This is a genomic window from Ramlibacter sp. PS4R-6 (genome assembly GCF_037572775.1).
GTDB lineage: Bacteria > Pseudomonadota > Gammaproteobacteria > Burkholderiales > Burkholderiaceae_C > Ramlibacter.
Genome location: NZ_JBBHKA010000001.1, coordinates 176,889 through 198,788 on the forward strand (window position 1 = coordinate 176,889; position 21,900 = coordinate 198,788).

Sequence of the window (21,900 nt, forward strand, 5' to 3'; positions counted from 1 at the left end):
CTACTTCATCGACCGCCGGGCGCGGCGCACGATGTACGCCGTCTCGGGCGTGCGCGACTCGCGCTCCCACCGCGCGCACACCTGCTCGACCCACTCGGGCTGCGTCTTGCTCGCGTCGTTGAGCCAGTTGGCGACCGAGTTGCGCACGTAGAGGCTGGCGTCGGCCTTCAGCGGCTCCAGCAGCTCGATCGCGCGCCAGGGCTCGCGCTTGAGCGACTCGATCTGCGCGCACCACACGCCGCGCGGGCGCGTGAGCTCGGAGGCGAAGCGGCGGATGTTGGCGTCGGCATCGGCGACCCACGGCCGCAGCAGCGGCACGGCCGTGTCGACGCCACCGGCGACTTCGTCGCGCACGGCCATCCAGGCGATCTCGCGCACGCCGAAATGCGGGTCGGCGGCGAAGCGCCGCACCGACCGCAGCTTCTGCGCCAGTGGCATGCGCGCGAACATCACCCACTGCGCCGCCCACGAACGCGCGATGTCGCTCGGGTGCGTGGCCAGCGCGTGCGCGATGCGGTCGCGCCCGGCGAGGGGCTCGACGATGTCGAAGAACGCACGCGCGACATGCTCGTGGCGCTTGACCTTGGGGAAGGCCTCGAGCATCGCCAGCGTGTCGGCCAGCCGCTCGTGCTGCGCATCGACGCCGATGTGGCCGGCCACCGTACGCGCGAACCGCGGCAGGTCGAGCGCGAGGAACTCGTTGAGGTTGGCCGTGGGGATGAGGCCGTCGTTGAGCGCCTCGAGCACCTCGGGCGGGATCCGCGCGATGGTCGGCGCGCCCTTGCGGCCGAGCAGGTGCTGGACCATCCCTAGGCGGCGTCGAGCAGCTTCTTGAAGTCGGCGGCCAGCACCTGCGGCCCGCTGCCGTAGCGCTCGTACAGGCGCAGCCGCCCCTGCATGTCGAAGACGTAGGTCGAGGCCGTGTGGTCCATCGTGTAGTTCTTCGCGTCGCCGCCTTCGGCCTTCTTGTAGTAGACCTTGAAGTCCTTGGCCACTTGTTCGAGCTGCTGCTCGTTGGGACGCAGCGCAAGGAAGGTTGCGTCGAAGTTGCCCATGTACGCCTTGAGGATGGGGGCCGTGTCGCGCGCCGGGTCCACGGTGACGAACACCACCTGCAGCTGGTCACCCTGCGCGCCCAGCAGCTTCTTCGCTTCCGCGAGTTCGGCCATCGTCGTCGGGCACGCGTCGGGGCACTGCGTGTAGCCGAAGAACAGGGCAACCAGTTTGCCCTTGAATTCCGCGAGCGCGCGCGGCTTGCCGTCGGCGTCGGGCAGGTTGAAGTCCTTGCCGTATGGCGCGCCGGTCACGTCGACGCCGGCGAACTTCGGCTTCGACTCGGTGCAGGCGCTGGCCAGTGCAGCAGCTGCGGCGGCGAGGAGGTGGCGGCGGTTCATATGGGCAGGTAGTGGTCGACCAGGAGCGCCGCGAACAGCAGGCTCAGGTGGATGAGGGAAAAGCGGAAGGTCTGGCGCGCGAGTGCGTCCGAGTAATCGCGCCACAGGCGAAAGCCATACCAGCAGAAGCCGGCGCTCAGCACGACTGCGGCGGCAAGATAGAACCATGAGCTCATGCCGTACGCGAACGGCATCAGGCAGGCCGCGAACAGCACGAACGTGTACAGCAGCACCTGCAGCCGCGTGAACTCGTTGCCGTGCGTCACGGGCAGCATCGGCAGGCCGGACTTGCGGTAGTCCTCCACGCGGTACAGCGCCAGCGCCCAGAAGTGCGGCGGCGTCCACAGGAAGATGATGAGGAAGAGGATCAGCGCCTCGGGGCCCACGTCGCCGCGCAGCGCCGCCCAGCCCAGCACGGGCGGCATCGCGCCGGAGGCGCCGCCGATCACGATGTTCTGCGGGGTGAGCGGCTTGAGCACCACGGTGTAGATCACCGCATAGCCGACGAAGGTGGCGAAGGTGAGCCACATCGTCAGCGGGTTCACCCACTCGTGCAGGACCGCCGAGCCGATGCCGCACAGCACCGCGGCGAATGCGAGCGTCTGCCAGTCGGACAGCTCGCCCTTGGCCGTGGCGCGCCACGCCGTGCGCCGCATCTTGGCGTCGATGCTCTTCTCGACCAGGCAGTTGAAGACGGCGGCGGCGCCCGCCACCAGCCAGATGCCGAAACACGCGATGGCCATGGTGCGCAGGTCCGCAGGCGTCGGGATGCCGGGCACCGCGAGCACCATGCCGATCAGGGCGCAGAAGACGATCAGCTGCACCACGCGCGGCTTCGTCAGCGCATAGAACTGCGAGAAGCGCGATGCCGCCGGCGCGGCCACCGTGTTCATGCCGATGCCTCCCGCGCTGCGAGGGTGCGTTCGGGAACGGCGCGGCTCTCGCACGCGGCCCAGGTCAGCACGCCGACGAGCGCCGCCGCGCCGCCCGTGTGCAGCACCGCCGAGGCCAATGGCCAGTCGAAGACGACGTTCGCGAGGCCGGTGAGGAACTGCAGCACGGCCAGCATGGCCAGCCATTTCATCGGCCGGGCCAGCACGCCCGCGCGCCTGGCCTGCCACACGAGCGCCGCGATCGCCGCGAGGACGGCGTACGCAGCCAGGCGATGCACGTAGTGGATCGCGACCAAAGCGCCGAACTCGATGGGGTCGCCCGCGCCCGTGCGGCCCAGCGGCCGCCACAGCTCGAAGGCCTGGTCGACATTCATCGCCGGCCACCACGCGCCCTGGCATTTCGGGAAGCCGCCGCACGCCAGCACCGCGTAGTTCGTGCTGACCCAGCCGCCCAGCGCAACCTGCAGCCAGACGAGCGCAAGGCACGCCAGCAGACCCATGCGCAGCGTCGGCGCCAGCGCGACGGGCTGCGCGCCCTGGCGCGCGTGTTCGTAAGCCACCGCCTGCCGCACCAGCAGCGCGATGAGCACCAGTCCGCCCAACAAATGCAGCGTGACGATGGACGGCTGCAGCTTCAGCGTGACCGTGAACGCACCGAAGGCGCCTTGCACGCAGACCCAGGCCAGCGTGACGGCGGGCCATGCGAGCGCCACCGCGGCGCCACGCTTTCGCTCGAGCCAGGTGGCGACCAGCAGGGTCACGATCAGCACGCCAACGCCCGTGGCGAAGTAGCGGTGCAGCATCTCGATCCACGCCTTGGTGTGCGTGACCGGGCCGCTCGGCATCTGCGCCTGCGCCTGCGCGATCTCGTGCGAGGCGCCGATGGGGCTGGCGTTACCGTAGCAGCCGGGCCAGTCGGGGCAGCCCAGGCCCGAATCCGTCAGGCGCGTGAACGCGCCGAACAGCACGAGGTCGAACGTGAGGAAGAGCGTGAGCAGCGTCAGTGCCTGCAGCCTTCGCGCGGCGCCGCCCTCGAGCTTGCGCAACCCCACCCACGCCAGCGGCCCGAGTGCGAGCGCCACGCCCATCGCCATGATATGGAGCGCGGGCGAGAAATCCCAAAGGGCTTGCGGCTGCATCGCGTTCACCGCCCCGGCAGGTCCCACGACGCCGACGCGCGCAGCAGCCGCTCGAGGTCGCGCTTGATGGACTTGGCCGCCGCGGCGTCCGTCGCCGGCGGGAAGCGCATCATCCAGTTGCCTTGCGGGTCGACCACGTACAGGTGGTCGTGGAGCGACTGCCCGGGCGCGGCTTCGAGCCACTGCGCGAGCGGCTTCGCGTCGACGCGCAGCACGGTGGCTTGCGCGAGCGCGGGCAGCAGCTGCGGCCGCACCGTGGCCGCGTCGTCGACGAGCCACACCCAGTCGACACGCGCCTTGTCCTTGCCGAGCGACTCGCGCAGCTGCCGCTGCAGGTACAGGTGCTTCTCGCACGCGGCGTCGCAACTGCCGCCGGCCACGCTTACCAACAGCCATTGGCCGCGCAGCGTCGACAGCTGCACCGGCTTGCCGTCGAGCGCCGTGGCCTGCGCCTGCGGGATCGTGCGCTGCGGGTCGATCAGTGCGCCGTAGCTCTTGTGCGACTGGGGGCGGATCACGTAGTACGTGACGTACGAGGCGACCACCGGCGCCGCGCACACCGCCAGCACCAGCAGCATCTTCAAGCGGCCGGTGGCCGTGCGGCGGCCGTCCTCCGCCGCGGCTTCCTGCGGCAGCGGCAGCGAATGCACCGTCAGCCCGAGCGGCTCATCGAGCAGGCCGGGCTTGGCGTCGAGGGGCGATGAACTGGAACCAGACATAGAGGATCGCGATGAGCGCACACAAGGCCCACCATTGCAGGGCGTAGCCGTAATTCCTTTCGCTGCCGGCCGCCGGGCGCGGCCAGTCGCGCAGCAGGCCTTCGGATGCAGGCGGGGCCGCCTGCAGCACGGACACCTGCGCCAGCTTCAGGCCGGTTTCGGCGCTGAATGCCGCGATGTCCAGATTTTGCCGGATCGGCCCGGTCTCCACGCCCCGGAACTCGTACAGCCGTGCCGGTGGCGGGGCGATGCGCCCGCGCAGTTCGACGGGACCGGCCGGTGTATCGACCTTGGGTAGCTGCTCGCGCCGCTCGAAGTTCCGCGGAGCCCAGCCGCGCTGCACCAGCACGGCGGCATCGCTGCCCTCGAGCTTCAGGGGGGTGACCACGTAGAAGCCCGGCGCGCCGCGCATCTGGCGGTTGTCGAGGAACACCGTTCGCGGCGCATCCCAGGTGCCGCGCAGCACGACGCGGCGATGCACCAGCTCCTGCGCGTTCGGCGCGGCCAGCGAGGCTTGCGCCAGTTCGGGCAGTTGCGCGCGGGCCTCGATCGCGGCCTGCGCGGCGTCGCGCTCGCGCCCGCGGCCGAGCTGCCACTGCCCGAGGGCGAAGGTCGCCGCGATCCCGGCCAGGGCCGCGGCGGTGACGAGCCAGGAACGCAGCGGCCTCACGGGATAATCGGGGCGATGATCAAAGTGCTCGTCGCCGTCGCGTTCCTGGCCATCGTGGGCAGCCTGGGCTCGGCGCTGTTCTTCATGATGCGCACCGGCAAGGACGACCAGGGCGACAAGCGCCGCGGCGACAACATGGCGCGCGCGCTCGCGCTGCGCATCGGCCTGTCGGTGCTGCTGTTCGTCTGCATCCTCGTCGCCTGGAAGCTGGGCTGGATCCAGCCCACCGGGATCCCGGTCGGGAAATAACAAAAAAGCGCCTCGCGGCGCTTTTTCGTTGCGGGGCGCGGCAGCGTCACAGCCAGTACACGAGGGTGTACAGGCCCAGCCACACGACGTCCACGAAGTGCCAGTACCACGCGGCGCCCTCGAAGCCGAAGTGCTTGTCGGCGGTGAAGTGGCCCTTCATCAGGCGCAGCGTGATGAAGAACAGCATCAGCATGCCGACCATCACGTGGAAGCCGTGGAAACCGGTGAGCATGAAGAAGGTGGAACCGTAGGCGCCCGAGGTGAGCTTGAGGTTCAGCTCGTGGTACGCGTGGAAGTATTCGTAGCCCTGCACGGCGACGAAGGTCGCGCCCAGTGCCACGGTGATCCACATCCACAGGATCGTCGGGCCGCGCTTGCCTTCGCGCAGCAGGTGGTGCGCGATGGTGATGGTCACGCCCGAGGAGAGCAGCAGCGCCGTGTTGATCGTCGGCAGCCAGAACGGCGTCATCGTCTGGAAGGGCTCGATGATGTTCGCCGGCGACGCGGTGGCGCCCGGCTGCACCGTGGGCCACACGGCCTTGAAGTCGGGCCACAGCAGCGCGTTGTCGAGGCCGCCCAGTGCGGGGACCGAGTGCGCGCGCATCCACCACAGCGCCGTGAAGAAGGCGCCGAAGAACATCACCTCCGAGAAGATGAACCAGCTCATGCTCCAGCGGTAGGAGATCTCCACCTTGTGGCCGTACTGGCCCGTTTCGCTCTCGTGGATGGCGTCGCGGAACCACTGGAACAGCACCGTGAACAGCCACAGGAAGCCGACCAGGAGCGAGTACTTCGCCCAGTCGGCGCCGTTGACCCATTCGGCGGCGCTGAAGATGATGATCAGCAGGCCGATGGAGGCCGTGACGGGATGGCGCGAGGGCGCGGGAACGAAATAGTGCGGCGCGGCGCCGCCGGTGTTGGAACTCATCTTGTCCTCGACTCTCTTGTTTTCTTCAAATCTCTTGCGTTATTTCGCGACCCAGTGCACCAGCGTCACCAGGCCCGCCACGAACAGCGCCACCAGCACGAACGCCACCGCGATCACCGCGAAGGGGTTCAGCCGCCCGGCCATGTCCTGCTCCAGCTCCGAGCGCTTGCGGATGCCGATGAAGGACCACAGCACCGCCTTGATCGTCTGCGGCACGTTCATGACGCACGGCCACCCCCAGTGACCAGCGAGGCGCCTTGCGGCGCGGGGGGCACCTGGCTGCCCACCTCGAAGAAGGTGTACGACAGCGTGATGGTGGTGACGTCCTTCGACAGCTTGGGGTCGATGACGAACGCCACCGGCCACTGCTTCGATTCACCCGGCTCCAGCGTGTACTGCTTGAAGCAGAAGCACTCGACCTTGTTGAAGTGGCTCGCGGCCTGGTGCGGCGCGTAGCTGGGGATGGCCTGCGCCGACATGCGGCGGTTCTGCACGTTGCGGAACTCGTACATCACCGTGGCGAGCTCGCCCGGGTGCACCTGCACCGAGCGCTGCGCGGGCTTGAACTCCCAGGGGCCGCGCGCGTTGGCGTCGAACTCCACCGTGATCGTGCGCGTGGTGTCGACCTGCGAATTGGGCTGTGCGCGCGAGGTGCCGGGCACTTCCTTCTCGCCCAGCGCCAGGATGTTGATGCCCGTCACCTCGCAGATGTGCTTGTAGATGGGCACCAGCGCGTAGCCGAACGCGAACATGCCGGCGGCGACCACCGCCAGTTTCTTGAACATCTTCGCGTTGTCGGCGGCCATCAGCGACCCAGCAGGAACATCTTGGCGACGAAGCCGATGAAGAAGACGCCCGCGATCGACGCCAGGATCAGCGCCAGCCGCAGGTTCGACTTCTTCTGGTCGGGTGTCATCCGATCACCTTGGTGGCGGCGGCGTTCAGGCGCGGCGGCGTCTCGAAGGTGTGGAAGGGCGCCGGCGACGGCACTTCCCACTCCAGGCCTTCGGCGCCCGCGCCGTCCGGGTCGTTCCAGGGGCGCTGGCCGGCCGGCTGGCCCTTGCCGCGCATCACCGGCAGCACCACGGCGAAGAAGAAGTACACCTGCGCCAGGCCGAAGCCGAAGGCACCGATGGACGCCCACATGTTGAAGTCGGCGAACTGCATCGGGTAGTCGGCGTAGCGGCGCGGCATGCCGGCCAGGCCCAGGAAGTGCATCGGGAAGAAGGTGACGTTGAACGCGATCAGCGACCACCAGAAGTGGATCTTGCCGGCCGTCTCGTTGTACATCACGCCCGTCCACTTGGGCGCCCAGTAGTAGAAGCCGGCGAACATGGCGTACAGCGAGCCCGCCACCAGCACGTAGTGGAAGTGCGCCACCACGTAGTAGGTGTCCTGCAGCAGCAGGTCGATCGGCGCCATCGCGAGGATCAGCCCCGTGAAACCGCCCATCGTGAACACGAAGATGAAGCCCACCGCGAACAGCATGGGCGTCTCGAAGGTCATCGAGCCCTGCCACATGGTGGCGATCCAGTTGAAGATCTTCACCGCCGTAGGCACCGCGATCAGCATCGTGGCGTACATGAAGAACAGCTGGCCCGTCACCGGCATGCCGGTCGTGAACATGTGGTGCGCCCACACGATGAACGACAGGATCGCGATGGAAGACGTGGCGTACACCATCGACGCGTAGCCGAACAGGCGCTTGCGCGAGAACGCGGGCACGACCTGGCTGATGATGCCGAAGGCCGGCAAGATCATGATGTAGACCTCGGGGTGGCCGAAGAACCAGAAGATGTGCTGGTACATCACCGGGTCGCCGCCGCCGGCGGGGTTGAAGAACGTCGTGCCGAAGTGGCGGTCGGTCAGCGTCATCGTGATGGCGCCGGCGAGCACCGGCATCACGGCGATCAGCAGGTAGGCGGTGATGAGCCACGTCCAGCAGAACATCGGCATCTTCATCAGCGTCATGCCGGGCGCGCGCATGTTCAGGATGGTGACGATGATGTTGATCGAGCCCATGATCGAGCTGGCGCCCAGCACGTGCAGCGCGAAGATCGCCGCATCCATCGACGGGCCCATCTGCAGCGTGAGCGGCGCGTAGATCGTCCAGCCGGCCGCGGGGGCGCCGCCGGGCATGAAGAACGAGCCCACCAGCATGATGCCCGCGGGGATCACCAGCCAGAAGCTGAAGTTGTTCATGCGCGCGAAGGCCATGTCGGGCGCGCCGATCTGCAGCGGCACCATCCAGTTCGCGAAGCCCACGAAGGCCGGCATGATCGCGCCGAACACCATGATCAGGCCGTGCATGGTGGTGAGCTGGTTGAACAGCTCGGGGTTGACCAGCTGCAGGCCGGGCTGGAACAGCTCGGCGCGGATCAGGAGCGCCAGCACGCCGCCCACCATCAGCATGGTGAAGGCGAACAGCAGGTACAGCGTGCCGATGTCCTTGTGGTTCGTGGCGAACACCCAGCGCCGCCAGCCCGTGGGCGCGTGGTGGTCGTGGTGCTCGTCGTGGGCGTGATCGTGGTGGTCCAGAACTGCGCTCATCTTGTGATCCTCTTGTTCCTCTGCCCGTGTTTACTTGCCGCGCTGCGCGAGCACTTCCGACGGCTGCACCAGCTGGCCGGTCTTGTTGGACCAGCTGTTCTTGGTGTACGTGACGACGGCGGCGATGTCGGTGTCCGACAGCTGCTTCCACGCCGGCATGGCGTTGCGGCCGTTGAGCACGACGTGCAGCTGCTTGGCCTTGTCGGCGTCCTTCACGAGGGCCGAGCCGTCCAGCGCCGGGAAGGCGGCGACGCCCTTGCCGTTGGGCTGGTGGCAGGCCGCGCAGTTGGCGTTGTAGACCTTCTCGCCGCGGGCCGTGATGTCGGCCAGGGTCCAGACCTTGTTCGGGTCGTCGGCCTTGGCGGCCACCTTCTTCTGTTCGCCGGCCACCCACGCGGTGTAGTCGGCCGCCGACAGCACCTTCACGTGGATCGGCATGTAGGCGTGCTCCTTGCCGCACAGCTCGTAGCACTGGCCGTAGAAGTCGCCGGTCTTCTCGCTGCGGAACCAGGTGTCGCGCACGAAGCCGGGGATAGCGTCCTGCTTGACGCCGAAGGCCGGGATGCCCCACGCGTGGATCACGTCGTTGGCGGTGGTGATGATGCGGACCTTCTTGTTCACCGGCACCACCAGCGGGTTGTCGACCTTGAGCAGGTAGTTGTCCGGCACGTCGCCCTTGGCGCCGTCGTTGGAGATCTCGCGGTGCGTGGCGTCCAGCGTGGACAGGAACGACAGGCCCTCGCCCTCGCCCTTGAGGTAGTCGTAGCCCCACTTCCACTGGTAGCCCGTGGCCTTGATGGTGAGGTCGGCGTTGCTGGTGTCCTTGGACGCGACCAGCACCTTGGTGGCGGGCAGCGCCATGCCGATCACGATCAGGAACGGGATGATGGTCCAGATCACTTCGACCGTCACCGACTCGTGGAAGTTGGCGGCCGGGTGGCCCACCGACTTGCGGTGCTTCCAGATGGAATAGAACATCACCGAGAACACCGCGATGAAGATCACCGTGCAGGCGATCAGCATGAACCAGTGGAGCCAGGCCTGCTCGACGGCGATGCGCGTCGCGGCCGCATGCAGGTTCAGCTGGCGCACCGCGGGGCCGCCGGGCAGGTCGTTGACGGCATGCGCCGCGGGAACGATGCCCGCGGCCAGCATCAGCAGGGCCAGCTTGGTGGAAATGCTCTTCATGGTTGTGGTCGTTTGCTTTCGATTCGTTTTCTTGTCCGCGCCCTCAGGCTTCCCGCAAGGCCCTGCGGATCTCCTGCGCCAGCACCGGCCGCAGCTCGGGGCGCACGAAGCGCCCCACGTTCACGCGCCGCCCCTGGCCCGACAGCTCGATCAGCGAGCGGTCGTCGGCCACCGGCTCCACGCGCACCCAGTCGCGGTTGAATTCCGCGCGCTGCAGGTGCCCGGCGCTCTCGAACTCGACCACCAGCTGGCGGCCCTTCAGCGAAATCTTCTCCCCGTCGGTGGCGTGCCGCGCATACGCGAGGAACGCCAGGCCCACCGCCGCCAGCTCCAGCCAGGCAAAGGGCATCACCAGCACGGCGCCCATGGCCCAGAACATGCCCGCGATGCCCAGCGACAGCACGCACAGCGATGCATAGAGCCAGCCCAGCTGCTGCGGGGTCACCGAGCAGTTGCGCTTGAGGAACCAGTACACAGCCTGGCCCTGCACGGTGGCGAAACGAAAGACCGGTTTCGGCACGGGTAAGGTTGGTCAGTGGCGGGGGTCGGAAATCAACCAGCCATTGTAGCGGCAGCGAAAGGGGCATTTCCCTGCGGCGGCGGGGCATTCAGCCCGGCTTGCGGCCCGATCGCAGCAAGGCTTGCATGTCCTTGACGGAAATGGCGCTCTGGTCGGCCATGCGCATGCGCGGCGCGGGCTTGAGCGCATGGCCGTAGACGATCTCGAAGGTGAGCGCCAGCCCTCCTTCGGGCCCTCGCAGCGAGCGCGCGGCCTCGTCGTGCAGCCGCTGGCGCCAACCCCGGCCCCGCAAGGCCTGGAAACGCGAACGATGCAGGTTGGCGCCCAGCTCGCGCAGCTCGGTCAGCATGCGCTCAGGGGTGGGCCAGGTGAGCGTGATGCGCTCCATGTCCATCACGGGCTCGGCGAAGCCGCAGTGCACCAGCATGTCGCCCCAGTCGTGCATGTCGGTGAATTCGTGCGCCGGCGGCGGCCAGCCCTGCGCCGCGTACAGCGTGCGCAGCTCGCGCAAGGTGTCCGGGCCGAAGCAGGAGAACATCAGGAAGCCGTCGGTGGCCAGCGCCCGGTGCCACTGCGCGATCAGCGCCTGCGGGTCGGCGGCCATGTGCAGCGCCATGTTGGCCCACAGCATCTGCACGCCGCCCTCCGGTGCGTCGCCGTGATGGACCGGTGCCGCGTTGATCTTCCACCATGGGTTTGCCAGTGCCTTCCGCGCCACGTCGGCCCGCCGAGCCTCGTGCTCGGCGACCCAGCGCTGCGCCTTCGGGTAGCGGGCTGCGACGGCGCGGTGGGCCTCGATGCCGCCGCGCACCGGCTCCCAGTCGGCCCAGGCTTGCGGCGCGAGGCGGATCCATTCCAGCCGCTCGGCCATGCGCCGCCCCACTTCCTCGTGCAGCCACGGCGGACGCGCCGGTGCGGCGTGTTGCCAGCGCGCGGCGGCGGCGGGGGCTATGGTGGGCGGCTTCGCGTCGGCCATGGGGCTCGCGAGTATATTGACCCGCGATGTTCCAGCGCCTGCTCACCCGTGCGGAACGCGCGCTGCCCGCCCAGTGCGCGGTGTGCCGCGCCTGGCCGGCACAGGCGCTGTGCGAGCGCTGTGTGGAGCGCTTCGCGCAGCCGCGCACGCGCTGCCTTCGCTGCGCCCTGCCCGTGCCGCCCGGCGTGCGCGAATGCGGCGCCTGCCTGGGGGCGCCGCCGCCGCTCGATGCCTGCCACGCCGCCGTGGCGTACGACTACCCGTGGTCGTCGCTGGTGGCGCAGTTCAAGTTCAACGGCCAAGCCGGCTGGGCGCGCAGCTTCGCGCTGCTGATGCGCAGCGCGCCGTGGGTCGAGCCCGCGCTGGAGGCCGCGCAGGCCGTCGTGCCCATGCCCCTGTCGCGCGCGCGCCTGGCCGAACGCGGCTTCAACCAGTCGCTGGAACTGGCCAAGGCGCTGGCCCTGGCGCGCACCAACGCCGGCCTGCTGCTGCGCATCCGCGCGACCGCGGCGCAATCGGCGCTGGACCGCCAGGCGCGCATCGCCAACGTGAAGGGCGCGTTCGCGGTCGATCCCTTGCGCGCCGGCGATGTGCGGGGCAAGCGGGTCGCCATCGTCGACGACGTGATGACCAGCGGCGCCTCGATGTTCGCGGCGGCGCAGGCGCTGCGCGATGCCGGCGCGGCACAGGTCACCGGCATCGTGTTCGCGCGCACCGACGAACCGGGGGCCTGACGCGTGTTCCACATCGTCCTGGTCCACCCGGAGATCCCGCCCAACACCGGCAACGTCATCCGACTGGCCGCCAATACCGGCTGCACGTTGCACCTCGTGGAGCCGCTCGGCTTCTCGATGGAGGACAAGTTGATGAAGCGCGCGGGCCTGGACTACCACGAGTACGCGGAGGTGAAGCGGCACGCGGGTTGGGAGGCGTTCCTCGCTGAGGCGCGGCCCGACCGCGGGCGCCTCTTCGCGCTGACCACGCGCGGGATGCGCTTCGTGCACGACACGCAGTTCCGTCCGGGCGACTGGCTGGTGTTCGGCTCGGAATCCGCGGGCCTGCCTGCGGACGTGCGCGATTCCTTCCCCGAGGAACAGCGCCTGAAGCTCGCGATGCGAGCCAACCAGCGCAGCCTGAACCTCTCGAACGCCGTCGCGGTGACGGTGTTCGAGGCCTGGCGCCAGAACGGCTTCAGGGATAGCGGCGGTTGATCGACTCGGCGACGCAAGCCGGCTTGTCGCTGCCTTCGCGCTCGATGGTCACGTTCCAGGTGAACTGGTAGCCGCCGTTCTCGATCGGCTTGGCCTCGAGCAGCTTCGTGCGCGAGCGCAGTCGGCTGCCCACCGGCACGGGCGCGGTGAAGCGCACCTTGTTCAGCCCGTAGTTCACGCCCATCTTCGAATCGCGCACCTGCAGCGAGCTTTCGATCAATTTGGGCAGCAGCGACAGCGTGAGGAAACCATGGGCGATGGGCGCGCCGAACGGCCCCGTCTTGGCGCGCTCCACGTCGACGTGGATCCACTGGTGGTCCCCGGTGGCCTGCGCGAACAGGTTGACCTGCTCCTGCGTGATGGTCACCCAGTCGCTCACCGCGACTTCCTGGCCGACGTGCTGCGCGACTTCCTGGAGCGTCTGGAACGTGCGTTTCATGCGCCCACTTTAGCGCCGCGGCGCATGGATCAGGTGTCGAGCCAGCGACAGATGCCTTGCCATTGCTCCAGGTCGCGCTCGACGCGGCCCGGGGCGACGTCGAAGACCGTCAGGCCGCGCGCCGCCAGGTGGATGTAGTTCTGCGTGCTGCGCAAATAGCCGATGACCGGCAGCTTCAGGCTGTCGACGAACTCGTGCAGCTTGTCCGCGGCGATGGTGCGCGGGTCCACGCGCATGCCGACGATGCCCACCTGCTTGTGCGCGGCCTTCTTCAGCTGGGCGAGCTCGTCGAGGAAGTGGCGCGTCGCGTAAATGTCGAAGATGCTGGGCTGCAAGGGCACGACCACCTTGTCCGCGATCTCCACCACCTGCTTCAATTCCTTGCCGTGGATGCCGGCCGGCGTGTCCAGGACCACGTGGGTGGTGCCTTTCGGCGGCTTGGCGATCTTGTCGGCGCCGACGTCCCAGCCCGCGATGCCGCGCGCCGCGGGAGGCCTCAGGCCCAGCCACAGCCGCGAGGACTGTTGCCGGTCGGCGTCGCCCAGCATGACCGTTCGGCCCTTGCTCGCGAAGTACCCCGCGATGTTGGTGGCCAGCGTCGACTTGCCGACGCCGCCCTTCGGATTCGCAACCACGACCACAGGCATGATGGACCCCTCCTCTGCGGTATGTTACCGGTATGGATGAGCAAGCTCCGAAATCCCGGGTGCTGGTCCTCGCGGCCCACCCCAACTGGCGCGAGTCGCGGGTGAACCGGCGCCTCGTCGAGGCCGCTCGCTCGGTGCCGGGAGTCCAGGTGCGCGACCTCTACGCGCTGTACCCGGATTTCGACGTCGATGCCGCCGTGGAGCAGCAGGCCTGCGCCGCCGCGGACCTGCTCGTGCTGCTGCACCCGATCCAGTGGTACTCCATGCCGCCCCTGCAGAAGCTGTGGCTGGACGAGGTGCTCGCCTACGGCTGGGCGTACGGGCACGATGGCACCGCGCTGCAAGGCAAGGACCTGTGGCTGGCCGCGACGACCGGCGGCCCCGAGTCGGCCTACCACCCCACCGGCTACAACCGCTACTTCTTCGACGCCTTCATGCCGCCTTACGAGCAGACCGCGACGCTGTGCGGCATGCGCTTCCTGCCGCCGCTGGTCATGCACGGCGTGCGGCGCGCGAGCGAAGAACAGGTCGAGCAGCACGTGGCCGTGTTCCGCGAGCGCCTGGGCTCCTATCCCGACTGGCCGGAGATCGAGGACCTGCCCATGTGCCCCGCGTGCGACGTGCCCGCCGACGACAGGCCGCACCAATGACCGAACACCTGCCCGGCTGGCTGTCCGGCTCCCTCGTCTACCTCGCGGCGGCGGTGTTCGCCGTGCCGCTCGCGCGCGCGCTGGGCCTGGGTTCGATCATCGGCTACCTCGCCGCCGGCATCGCGATCGGCCCCTGGGGCCTGGGCCTCGTCACCAACGCGCCCGACATCCTGCATTTCGCCGAGTTCGGCGTGGTGCTCATGCTGTTCCTCGTCGGCCTGGAGCTGGAGCCGCGGCGCCTGTGGAACCTGCGCCGCCCGATCTTCGGCTGGGGCTCGGCGCAGGTGCTCGGGTGCGCGGCCCTCATTTGCGCTGCCGCCATGCTGGCGGGCGTGCCCTGGCGCATCGCGATCGTCGCGGCGCTGGGCCTGGCGCTTTCTTCCACCGCCATCGCGCTGCAGGTGATGGGCGAGCGCAACCTGCTGCCCACCTCCAGCGGCCAGGCGGGCTTTTCCATCCTGCTGTTCCAGGACGTCGCCGCGATCCCCATCCTGGCGCTGCTGCCGCTGCTGGGCGGCGTGGCCGGGACCGACAGCGACGGCCGCTGGATCGAAGGCCTGCGCATCGTCGGCGTCGTGGCCGTCATCGTGCTGGGCGGGCGGCTCGCGCTGCGGCCGCTGCTGTCGTGGATCGCGCGCAGCGGCACGCCCGAGATCTTCACGGCCGCCTCGCTGCTAGTGGTCGTCGCCATCGCCGCGCTGTGCCAGCTGGCGGGCCTGTCGATGGCGCTGGGCGCCTTCCTCGCCGGCGTGCTGCTGGCCGAAAGCGAATTCCGCCGCGAGCTGGAGACGGACATCGAGCCCTTCAAGGGCCTGCTGCTCGGCCTGTTCTTCATCGCGGTGGGCATGAGCATCGACTTCGGCGTGCTGGCGCGCTCGCCGCTCGTGATGGCCGGCATCGTGCTCGGCTTCATGGCGGTGAAGGCCGCGGTCATCTACCCGCTGGCGCGCGCGATGCGCATCCCGACGATGGAGCGGCCCGTGTTCACGCTGTTGCTGGCGCAAGGCGGCGAGTTCGCTTTCGTGGTGTTCCAGGCCGCCGCGGGCAACACGGTGATGGACGCGCAGACGGCCTCGCTCCTGATCGGCGCGGTCGCGGTGTCCATGCTGCTCAGCCCCGTGCTGCTGATCGCCATCGACAAGTGGCTGCTGCCGCGCTGGGCCAATTGCAACGTGCCGAAGCTCGACGAGATCAGCGAGCAGCAGGACGCGCCGGTGGTCATCGCGGGCTTCGGCCGCTACGGCCAGATCATCGGCCGCCTGCTCACCGCCGAAGGTTTCGCGTCGACCGTGCTGGACCACGACGCCGACATGATCGAGGCCGCGCGCGCCTTCGGCTACCAGGTGTTCTACGGCGACGCCACGCGCCTGGACTTGTTGCGAACGGCGGGTGCGGGCACGGCGAAGATCCTCGTGGTCGCGGTCGACGACGTCGACCAGTCGCTGGCCATCGTCGACCTGGCGCACGAGCACTTCCCGCACCTGCAGATCGTCGCCCGCGCGCGCGACGTCACGCACTGGAACAAGCTGCGCGACCGCAACGTGCTGCGGGTGGAGCGCGAGGTGTTCGAGTCCAGCCTGCGCAGCGGCCGCACGGTGCTGGAGCTGCTCGGGCACACGGCCGGCGAGGCCCGCCGCCAGGCCATGCGCTTCCGCCGCCACAACCTGCAGCTGTTCGAGCAGATGTACCCGCACTACCAGAACCGCAGCAAGCTGATCTCGGTGGTCAAGGAGGGCCGCCGGCAGTTCGAGGAGCAGATGGCGCAGGAGCGGGCCGAGCAGGACAAGCGCCGCCAGGAGTCCACGGAGCGCCCCAACTGGTAAGCCCCGGGGCGAAACGCCCTAGGCCCCCTACGCAATTTGCCTAACCCCCGGCGGCCGCGCCGGTGTCTCATGGAGTCCCCAAGGAGAGGAACCCATGGACCGTGCCCCCGCCGAAATCCAGCTGGCCCAGATGCGCGAGGAGCTCGCGCGCCTGCGCGCCTCGCACGAGCAGCTGGTTTCGACGCTGGACGCCACCAACGACGGCATCCTCACGCTGCAGTTCGACGGCGGCCTGTACTACAACATCCGCTTCGTGGAGCTGTGGGGCATCCCCGAGGACAAGCTGGGCGACCTGGGCGACCACCAGCTGGTGGAGTGGCAGCTGTCGCGCGTGAAGGACCCGCAGCAGTGGCTGGACGCGATCGCGCGGCGCCGCGCCAACCCGGAGGAGGAGGATTTTTCCACCGTGGAGCTGCTCGACGGCCGGGTGCTGGAGCGCCACGTGTTGCCGCAGCGCGTGCACGGCCGCTGCGTCGGCTGCGTGATCATCTTCCGCGACGTCACCGAGCGCATGCGCCACGAACAGGACATGCTGTTCAACCAGCTCGTGCTGGAAAACTCCGCGCCGATGGTGTGGGTGGACCCGGACACGCAGCGGATCGCCTACGCCAACCCGGGCGCGTGCTCGCACTTCGGCTACCCGGCCGAGGAGCTGATCGGCCTGAAGGTGGCCGACATCGACCCGCTCTACTCGGACCAGGAGAAGGCCATGCGCCTGGTCGAGGAGCTGGCGCGCGAAGGCAAGCGCAGCACCATCGTCAGCCAGCACCGCCGCAAGGACGGCACGCTGCGCGACGTCAAGCTCACGATCTTCCTCACGCAGCAGGGCGACCGCGGCATGCTGATCGTCAGCATCAAGGACATCACCGAGCTGAGGCGCGCCGAGCAGGAGAAGAAACGCCACGAGGCGACGCTCGATTCGCTGGTCAACTCCATCTCCGACCTGATCTTCTACCAGGACATGGACGGCCGCTACCTGGGGTGCAACACCGCGTTCGGCGTGCTGGCCGGCAGGCCGCCGCAGGAGGTCGTCGGCCTCACGTACGAAGACGTCTTCCCCCCGGAGCTCGCGGCCATGATGGCCGAGCGCGACGCGCGCTGCCTGGCCAGCCTGCGCGAGCAGAAGTCGGAATGCTGGGTGACCTACCCCACCGGCGAGCAGGTGCGCCTGGACACGCACGTGTGGCCGCTGTGGGATGAAGACGGCAAGGCGCGCGGCGTGCTGGGCATCAGCCGCGACATCACCGTGCGCATGAAGCAGGAAGAGGACACGCGCCGCGCCAAGGAGCTGGCCGAGGAAGCCACGCGCATGAAGTCCGACTTCCTGGCCAACATGAGCCACGAGATCCGCACGCCCATGAACGCCATCATCGGCCTGTCGCACCTGGTGCTGAAGACCGACCTGACGCCGCGCCAGCGCGACTACATCGCCAAGGTGCAGAGCTCCGGCCAGCACCTGCTGGGCATCATCAACGACATCCTGGACTTCTCGAAGGTGGAGGCCGGCAAGCTGGACCTGGAGCACGCCGACTTCGAGCTGGAGAAGCTGCTGGACACCACGAGCGGCCTGGTGGGCGACAAGGCCAGCGCCAAGGGGCTCGAGGTCGTGATCGACATCGCACCCGACGTTCCCGCCAACCTGGTGGGCGACTCGCTGCGCCTGGGCCAGATCCTCCTGAACTACGCGAACAACGCGGTGAAGTTCACCGAGAAGGGCGAGGTCATGATCTCGGTGCGTGCGAGCGAGCGCACCGAGCGCGACGTCCTGCTCCACTTCCGTGTGCAGGACACGGGCATCGGCCTGAGCCCGGAGCAGATCGAGCGCCTGTTCAGGAGTTTCTCGCAGGCCGACACGTCGACGACGCGCCGCTTCGGCGGCACGGGCCTGGGCCTGGCGATCTCGCGCAAGCTCGCCGAGCTGATGGGCGGCGAAGTGGGCGTGGAGAGCGAGCCCGGCAAGGGCAGCACCTTCTGGTTCAGCGCGCGCCTGGGGATCGGCGCTTCGACCCGGCGCGACTTCGTTCCCAACCCCGACCTGCGCGGCCGCCGGGCCCTGGTCGTCGACGACAACGACCACGCCCGCGCGGTCATCACCGAGATGCTCGAAGGCATGACCTTCGTCACGCGCGGCGTGCGCTCCGGCCCCGCGGCGATCGAGGAAGTGCGCAGCGCGTACCTTGCGGGCAACCCCTACGACGTCGTGTACCTGGACTGGCGCATGCCCGGCATGGACGGCATGGAGACGGCGCGCCGCATCCGCGCCTTGGGGCTCGAAGCCGCGCCGATGATCCTGATGGTGACCGCCTTCGGGCGCGAGGAGGTGCTCAAGGAGGCGCACGGCGTGGGCATCCAGAGCGTGCTGGTCAAGCCGGTCAGCCCGTCGATCCTGTTCGACACGACGGTGGGCGCGCTGGGCTCGCGCGCTGCGCGCGCCGCGCCCACGGAGCCCGGGCGTGCCGAGCCCGGGGAGCGCCTCGCCGCCATCCGCGGCGCGCGCATCCTGCTGGTGGAAGACAACGACATCAACCAGCAGGTGGCGCGCGAACTGCTGGAGGACGCCGGCCTCGTGGTCGACGTCGCCGACAACGGCCAGGTGGCCCTGGAGCGGCTGGAGGCGGCGAAGTACGACCTGGTCTTCATGGACATGCAGATGCCCGTGATGGACGGCGTGACGGCCACGCACCAGATCCGCGCCTTCAAGCACTTCGACGCATTGCCCGTGGTGGCGATGACGGCCAACGCGATGGAGCACGACCGGCGCAAGTGCCTCGACGCCGGCATGAACGACTTCCTGGTCAAGCCGATCGACCCCGAGGACATGTGGAACATCCTGCTGCGCTGGATCCGCCCGCGCCGCGTCGCCGCGGTGCCGGCCGCCGCGCCCACGGGTGCCGCGGCAGCCGACGGCATTCCCCGCGGCATCGCGGGCCTCGACACCGCGTTGGGCCTCAAGCGCATGATGAACAAGAAGCCGCTGTACCTGGCGATGCTGAAGCGCTATGCCAGCGGCCAGCGCGAAGCGATGCGCGAGCTGCGCGACGCCCTGGCCGCCGGCGACACCGCCACCGCGGAACGGCTGGCGCACACGGCCAAGGCGGTCGCGGGCAATGTGGGCGCGACGCTGGTGCAGGACCAGGCGGAGCAGCTCGAACAGGCCTTGCGCCACCGTCCCGCCGATACCGGCGTGCTCCTGGACGCACTGGACGCCGCGGTGCTGCCGCTGCTGGACGCCCTGGACGCGCAGCTGTCGGCTCAACCTGTTTAGGCAATCGGCTTAACTGCATCGCACCGCGAGATGGTCTGATCACCCCATGAGCGAAACCAAGGAACTCGAATACAACGGGCTGGTCAACCGGCTGGCCCAGGAAGTCGCGCAGGTGCAGCGCCAGCTCGGCGCCTCGCAGCAGAAGCTGCATTCGGTGACGCGCTCGCTGGAAGCGCGCACCCAGGAGCTGATCGAGGCCCGCGCGGCCCTCGACCTGCTGCTGGCCACGCTGGACGCCTCGCAGGACGGCATCCTGGCGATGGGCTACTTCGGCCGCGCGATGCATTTCAACTCGCGCTTCGTCGACATGTGGGGCATCGCGGAAGACAGGGCGTCGTGCCTGAACGAGGCCGCGCTGCTCGCCCTGCAGATGGCGCAGGTGAAGGACCCGGAGCTGTTCCTGGAGATCTCGCAGGCCCGGCGCGCACGCCCCGACGAGGAGCGCTGCGACCTGGTCGAGCTGACCGACGGCCGCATCCTCGAATGCCACGTGATGCCGCAGCGCGTGCGCGGGCGCCGGGTCGGCAGCGTCACCAGCTTTCGCGACGTCACCGACAAGGCACGTCTGGATCGCATCGTCACGCTGCTGGAGTCGGAAGACCCCGAGCGTGTGGCCGAGGCCCGCGCGACGACCTACTGAAACGCGTCCCACACCAGCTTGACGCCAGTGAGGAACATCCCCGCGTAGACCAGGCGGTAGAACAGCTGCGGGCGGATGCGGTGCGCCAGGCGCACGCCGGCCCACACGCCGAAGGGCGCGAGCGGCAGCAGCGCCAGCGAGGTCGCCATGTTGCGCGCGTCGAGCAATCCGAGCCACGCGTACGGGACCCACTTGCTCAGGTTCACGGTGAAGAAGAACGCCGCCATGGTCGCCGTGAAGGTGATCGGTGCGAGCCGCATCGGGATGATGTAGGCGTTGACGGGCGGCCCGCCGGCATGCGCGATGAAACTCGTGAAGCCCGACGTGACGGTCAGCAGCGCGCCGGCCCATTTCGGCGGGTGCGGGCTGTCGGGCTTGGGCGGGAACGCGAGGCGCTGCGCGAGGAACAGCAGCGTGAAGACGCCGACGATGCCCGCCACCGTCTTCGCATCGAGGTAGCGGAACGACAAGGCGCCGATCAGGCTGCCGGCCAGCCCGAGCGGCACGAGGAAGCGGATCAAGGCCCAGTCGAAGTGGCGGCGGAAAGCCGCGATGCCCATCAGGTCCATCGCGAACAGGATGGGCATGAAGATCGCGGCGGCCTGCGGCACGGGAATGGCCAGCGCCATCATCGGCACCGCGAGCGAGCCGAAGCCGGACCCGAAGCCGCTCTTGCTGATGCCCATGAGCAGCACGGCGGGCACCGCCGCGGCGTAGAACCACGGGTCGGTGATGAGCGGGAGGTTCAAACGCGCTCGAGGACGACGGCGATGCCCTGCCCCACGCCGATGCACATGGTGCACAGCGCGTAGCGCCCGCCCGTGCGGTGCAACTGGCTGACCGCGGTGGTGGCAAGCCGCGCGCCCGATGCGCCCAACGGGTGGCCCAGGGCGATGGCGCCGCCGTTGGGGTTCACGCGCGGGTCGTCGTCCTGCAGCCCGAGCAGGCGCAGCACCGCGAGGCCTTGCGCGGCGAAGGCCTCGTTCAGCTCGATGACATCGAGCTGTTCGAGCTGGATGCCCGCCAGCGCCAGCACCTTCTGCGTCGCCGGCGCGGGGCCGATGCCCATGATGCGCGGCGGCACGCCGGCCGTGGCCATGCCCACGATGCGAGCGCGCGGCGTGAGGCCGTGGCGCGATGCCGTGGCTTCGTCGGCGATGACGAGCGCGCACGCACCGTCGTTGACGCCGCTGGCATTGCCCGCCGTCACGGTGCCGTCGGGACGCACCACGCCCTTCAGCCGGGCCAGCGCCTCGAGGCTGGTCTCGCGCGGGTGTTCGTCCCTGTCGACGACGACGGCCTCGCCCTTTTTCTGCGGGATGGTGACGGGCGTGATCTCGCCGGCGAAGAAGCCGGCCTTCTGCGCGGCCACCGCCTTCGTCTGCGAAGCGAGTGCCATGCGGTCCTGCGCGTCCCGCGAAACCTTGTAGTCGGTGGCGACGTTCTCCGCCGTCTCGGGCATGGAGTCGACGCCGTACTGTTCCTTCATCAGCTTGTTGACGAAGCGCCAGCCGATGGTGGTGTCGTAGACGGCGTTGGTCCGCGAGAAGGCGCTGTCGGCCTTGGGCATGACGAAGGGCGCACGGCTCATGCTCTCGACGCCGCCGGCGATCATGAGCGTGGCTTCACCGGCCTTGATGGCGCGCGCCGCGGTGCCGACCGCGTCGAGGCCCGAGCCGCACAGGCGGTTGATGGTCGCGCCGGGCACTTCCACCGGCAGGCCCGCGAGCAGCGTCGCCATGTGCGCGACGTTGCGGTTGTCCTCGCCGGCCTGGTTCGCGCAGCCGTAGATCACGTCGGTGACGGCCTGCCAGTCGACCTTGGGGTTGCGCTGCATCAGCGCCTTCAGGGGGATCGCGGCGAGGTCGTCGGTGCGCACCGAAGACAAGGCGCCGCCGTAGCGGCCGAAAGGCGTGCGGATCGCATCGCAGATGAAGGCATGGCGGGTCATCGGAATCTCCTGTTCGTGTTGCACATGGGCCAACGGCGCAAGTTTAGG

The 21,900-nt window shown here is 68.9% G+C and carries 25 protein-coding genes; 7 read left to right on the forward strand and 18 right to left on the reverse strand.

From position 1 onward, the window contains the following. The 6 genes from WG903_RS00850 to WG903_RS00875 are packed head-to-tail and all read right to left on the reverse strand — an operon-like array spanning position 1 to position 4,815. Entirely contained in the window at positions 1–807 is an 807-nt protein-coding gene (locus WG903_RS00850) for a DNA alkylation repair protein (RefSeq protein WP_340072287.1), read from the reverse strand. Positions 808–809: 2 nt separating this feature from the next. Continuing rightward, positions 810–1,394, reverse strand: a complete 585-nt coding sequence (locus WG903_RS00855) for an SCO family protein (protein WP_340072288.1) — start codon at positions 1,392–1,394, stop codon at positions 810–812. Then, positions 1,391–2,287, reverse strand: a complete 897-nt coding sequence (gene cyoE, locus WG903_RS00860) for a heme o synthase (RefSeq protein ID WP_340072289.1) — start codon at positions 2,285–2,287, stop codon at positions 1,391–1,393. The genes WG903_RS00855 and cyoE overlap by 4 nt, the downstream gene beginning before the upstream one ends. Next, the gene (locus tag WG903_RS00865; protein ID WP_340072290.1) at positions 2,284–3,426 is read right to left on the reverse strand and encodes a COX15/CtaA family protein; all 1,143 of its coding nucleotides are present in this window, start codon (positions 3,424–3,426) and stop codon (positions 2,284–2,286) included. The genes cyoE and WG903_RS00865 overlap by 4 nt, the downstream gene beginning before the upstream one ends. A gap of 5 nt (positions 3,427–3,431) precedes the next feature. After that, positions 3,432–4,145, reverse strand: coding sequence for an SCO family protein (locus WG903_RS00870; protein WP_340072291.1), 714 nt, complete (start codon positions 4,143–4,145; stop codon positions 3,432–3,434). Further along, the gene (locus tag WG903_RS00875) at positions 4,093–4,815 is read right to left on the reverse strand and encodes an SURF1 family protein (protein ID WP_340072292.1); all 723 of its coding nucleotides are present in this window, start codon (positions 4,813–4,815) and stop codon (positions 4,093–4,095) included. The genes WG903_RS00870 and WG903_RS00875 overlap by 53 nt, the downstream gene beginning before the upstream one ends. A gap of 15 nt (positions 4,816–4,830) precedes the next feature. On the opposite strand from WG903_RS00875, the gene WG903_RS00880 reads away from it, so the two are divergent. After that, complete coding sequence (locus tag WG903_RS00880) at positions 4,831–5,064, forward strand: twin transmembrane helix small protein (protein ID WP_340072293.1); 234 nt, start codon at positions 4,831–4,833, stop codon at positions 5,062–5,064. Positions 5,065–5,110: 46 nt separating this feature from the next. Here the strand turns inward: WG903_RS00880 and WG903_RS00885 are convergent, their stop codons facing one another. The 8 genes from WG903_RS00885 to WG903_RS00920 all read right to left on the reverse strand — a co-directional run bounded on the left by WG903_RS00885 (position 5,111) and on the right by WG903_RS00920 (position 11,226). Then, the gene (locus tag WG903_RS00885) at positions 5,111–5,992 is read right to left on the reverse strand and encodes a cytochrome c oxidase subunit 3 (RefSeq protein WP_340072294.1); all 882 of its coding nucleotides are present in this window, start codon (positions 5,990–5,992) and stop codon (positions 5,111–5,113) included. 39 nt (positions 5,993–6,031) lie between these two features. Next, entirely contained in the window at positions 6,032–6,214 is a 183-nt protein-coding gene (locus tag WG903_RS00890; protein ID WP_340072295.1) for a DUF2970 domain-containing protein, read from the reverse strand. Further along, positions 6,211–6,798, reverse strand: coding sequence for a cytochrome c oxidase assembly protein (locus WG903_RS00895; RefSeq protein ID WP_340072296.1), 588 nt, complete (start codon positions 6,796–6,798; stop codon positions 6,211–6,213). Before WG903_RS00895 ends, WG903_RS00890 begins: the two co-directional genes overlap by 4 nt. Next, positions 6,798–6,908, reverse strand: a complete 111-nt coding sequence (locus WG903_RS00900) for a cytochrome oxidase small assembly protein (RefSeq protein ID WP_340072297.1) — start codon at positions 6,906–6,908, stop codon at positions 6,798–6,800. The genes WG903_RS00895 and WG903_RS00900 overlap by 1 nt, the downstream gene beginning before the upstream one ends. Next, on the reverse strand, positions 6,905–8,542 hold the full coding sequence (ctaD, locus tag WG903_RS00905; RefSeq protein WP_340072298.1) for a cytochrome c oxidase subunit I: 1,638 nt from the start codon (positions 8,540–8,542) through the stop codon (positions 6,905–6,907). Before ctaD ends, WG903_RS00900 begins: the two co-directional genes overlap by 4 nt. Positions 8,543–8,572: 30 nt before the next feature. Beyond that, positions 8,573–9,730 (reverse strand): cytochrome c oxidase subunit II, encoded by a 1,158-nt coding sequence (coxB, locus tag WG903_RS00910; protein WP_340072299.1) that lies wholly within the window; start codon positions 9,728–9,730, stop codon positions 8,573–8,575. A 43-nt stretch (positions 9,731–9,773) separates the two neighbouring features. Then, positions 9,774–10,250 (reverse strand): DUF2244 domain-containing protein, encoded by a 477-nt coding sequence (locus WG903_RS00915; protein ID WP_340072300.1) that lies wholly within the window; start codon positions 10,248–10,250, stop codon positions 9,774–9,776. A gap of 88 nt (positions 10,251–10,338) precedes the next feature. After that, positions 10,339–11,226, reverse strand: coding sequence for a biotin synthase (locus tag WG903_RS00920; protein WP_340072301.1), 888 nt, complete (start codon positions 11,224–11,226; stop codon positions 10,339–10,341). A gap of 26 nt (positions 11,227–11,252) precedes the next feature. On the opposite strand from WG903_RS00920, the gene WG903_RS00925 reads away from it, so the two are divergent. Continuing rightward, positions 11,253–11,960, forward strand: coding sequence for a ComF family protein (locus WG903_RS00925; RefSeq protein WP_340072302.1), 708 nt, complete (start codon positions 11,253–11,255; stop codon positions 11,958–11,960). A gap of 3 nt (positions 11,961–11,963) precedes the next feature. Beyond that, positions 11,964–12,437 (forward strand): tRNA (uridine(34)/cytosine(34)/5-carboxymethylaminomethyluridine(34)-2'-O)-methyltransferase TrmL, encoded by a 474-nt coding sequence (gene trmL / locus WG903_RS00930; RefSeq protein WP_340072303.1) that lies wholly within the window; start codon positions 11,964–11,966, stop codon positions 12,435–12,437. Here the strand turns inward: trmL and WG903_RS00935 are convergent. Together WG903_RS00935 and WG903_RS00940 are read right to left on the reverse strand one after the other, a co-directional pair. After that, positions 12,418–12,876: a MaoC family dehydratase gene (locus WG903_RS00935; RefSeq protein ID WP_340072304.1), complete on the reverse strand. Its 459-nt coding sequence runs from the start codon at positions 12,874–12,876 to the stop codon at positions 12,418–12,420. The two genes, trmL and WG903_RS00935, sit on opposite strands and share 20 nt — an antisense overlap. A 29-nt stretch (positions 12,877–12,905) precedes the next feature. Next, positions 12,906–13,523, reverse strand: a complete 618-nt coding sequence (locus WG903_RS00940; RefSeq protein ID WP_340072305.1) for a ParA family protein — start codon at positions 13,521–13,523, stop codon at positions 12,906–12,908. A gap of 32 nt (positions 13,524–13,555) precedes the next feature. Between WG903_RS00940 and kefF the strand changes: the two genes are divergently transcribed. The 4 genes from kefF (at position 13,556) to WG903_RS00960 (ending at position 19,901) form a co-directional block, all read left to right on the forward strand. Beyond that, positions 13,556–14,173 (forward strand): glutathione-regulated potassium-efflux system oxidoreductase KefF, encoded by a 618-nt coding sequence (gene kefF, locus WG903_RS00945; RefSeq protein ID WP_340072306.1) that lies wholly within the window; start codon positions 13,556–13,558, stop codon positions 14,171–14,173. Further along, positions 14,170–15,996: a glutathione-regulated potassium-efflux system protein KefC gene (kefC, locus tag WG903_RS00950; protein WP_340072308.1), complete on the forward strand. Its 1,827-nt coding sequence runs from the start codon at positions 14,170–14,172 to the stop codon at positions 15,994–15,996. The genes kefF and kefC overlap by 4 nt, the downstream gene beginning before the upstream one ends. A gap of 94 nt (positions 15,997–16,090) precedes the next feature. Beyond that, positions 16,091–19,261, forward strand: coding sequence for a PAS domain-containing hybrid sensor histidine kinase/response regulator (locus tag WG903_RS00955; protein ID WP_340072309.1), 3,171 nt, complete (start codon positions 16,091–16,093; stop codon positions 19,259–19,261). A gap of 46 nt (positions 19,262–19,307) precedes the next feature. Then, on the forward strand, positions 19,308–19,901 hold the full coding sequence (locus WG903_RS00960) for a PAS domain S-box protein (protein ID WP_340072310.1): 594 nt from the start codon (positions 19,308–19,310) through the stop codon (positions 19,899–19,901). On the opposite strand, the gene WG903_RS00965 is transcribed toward WG903_RS00960, so the two are convergent. Then, positions 19,895–20,650 carry a sulfite exporter TauE/SafE family protein gene (locus WG903_RS00965; RefSeq protein WP_340072311.1) on the reverse strand — a complete coding sequence of 252 codons (756 nt, stop codon included), beginning with the start codon at positions 20,648–20,650 and terminating at the stop codon, positions 19,895–19,897. The genes WG903_RS00960 and WG903_RS00965 overlap by 7 nt on opposite strands. Beyond that, on the reverse strand, positions 20,647–21,852 hold the full coding sequence (gene pcaF, locus WG903_RS00970; RefSeq protein WP_340072313.1) for a 3-oxoadipyl-CoA thiolase: 1,206 nt from the start codon (positions 21,850–21,852) through the stop codon (positions 20,647–20,649). Before pcaF ends, WG903_RS00965 begins: the two co-directional genes overlap by 4 nt. Positions 21,853–21,900 lie beyond the last annotated feature (48 nt).

Coding starts and splice junctions, on each gene's coding strand:
- WG903_RS00850 (WP_340072287.1), bottom strand. CDS start 807: ATGGTCCAGCACCTGCTCGGCCGCAAGGGCGCGCCGACCATCGCGCGG.
- WG903_RS00855 (WP_340072288.1), bottom strand. CDS start 1,394: ATGAACCGCCGCCACCTCCTCGCCGCCGCAGCTGCTGCACTGGCCAGC.
- cyoE (WP_340072289.1), bottom strand. CDS start 2,287: ATGAACACGGTGGCCGCGCCGGCGGCATCGCGCTTCTCGCAGTTCTAT.
- WG903_RS00865 (WP_340072290.1), bottom strand. CDS start 3,426: ATGCAGCCGCAAGCCCTTTGGGATTTCTCGCCCGCGCTCCATATCATG.
- WG903_RS00870 (WP_340072291.1), bottom strand. CDS start 4,145: ATGTCTGGTTCCAGTTCATCGCCCCTCGACGCCAAGCCCGGCCTGCTC.
- WG903_RS00880 (WP_340072293.1), top strand. CDS start 4,831: ATGATCAAAGTGCTCGTCGCCGTCGCGTTCCTGGCCATCGTGGGCAGC.
- WG903_RS00885 (WP_340072294.1), bottom strand. CDS start 5,992: ATGAGTTCCAACACCGGCGGCGCCGCGCCGCACTATTTCGTTCCCGCG.
- WG903_RS00890 (WP_340072295.1), bottom strand. CDS start 6,214: ATGAACGTGCCGCAGACGATCAAGGCGGTGCTGTGGTCCTTCATCGGC.
- WG903_RS00895 (WP_340072296.1), bottom strand. CDS start 6,798: ATGGCCGCCGACAACGCGAAGATGTTCAAGAAACTGGCGGTGGTCGCC.
- WG903_RS00900 (WP_340072297.1), bottom strand. CDS start 6,908: ATGACACCCGACCAGAAGAAGTCGAACCTGCGGCTGGCGCTGATCCTG.
- ctaD (WP_340072298.1), bottom strand. CDS start 8,542: ATGAGCGCAGTTCTGGACCACCACGATCACGCCCACGACGAGCACCAC.
- coxB (WP_340072299.1), bottom strand. CDS start 9,730: ATGAAGAGCATTTCCACCAAGCTGGCCCTGCTGATGCTGGCCGCGGGC.
- WG903_RS00920 (WP_340072301.1), bottom strand. CDS start 11,226: ATGGCCGACGCGAAGCCGCCCACCATAGCCCCCGCCGCCGCCGCGCGC.
- WG903_RS00925 (WP_340072302.1), top strand. CDS start 11,253: ATGTTCCAGCGCCTGCTCACCCGTGCGGAACGCGCGCTGCCCGCCCAG.
- WG903_RS00935 (WP_340072304.1), bottom strand. CDS start 12,876: ATGAAACGCACGTTCCAGACGCTCCAGGAAGTCGCGCAGCACGTCGGC.
- WG903_RS00940 (WP_340072305.1), bottom strand. CDS start 13,523: ATGCCTGTGGTCGTGGTTGCGAATCCGAAGGGCGGCGTCGGCAAGTCG.
- kefF (WP_340072306.1), top strand. CDS start 13,556: ATGGATGAGCAAGCTCCGAAATCCCGGGTGCTGGTCCTCGCGGCCCAC.
- kefC (WP_340072308.1), top strand. CDS start 14,170: ATGACCGAACACCTGCCCGGCTGGCTGTCCGGCTCCCTCGTCTACCTC.
- WG903_RS00955 (WP_340072309.1), top strand. CDS start 16,091: ATGGACCGTGCCCCCGCCGAAATCCAGCTGGCCCAGATGCGCGAGGAG.
- WG903_RS00960 (WP_340072310.1), top strand. CDS start 19,308: ATGAGCGAAACCAAGGAACTCGAATACAACGGGCTGGTCAACCGGCTG.
- pcaF (WP_340072313.1), bottom strand. CDS start 21,852: ATGACCCGCCATGCCTTCATCTGCGATGCGATCCGCACGCCTTTCGGC.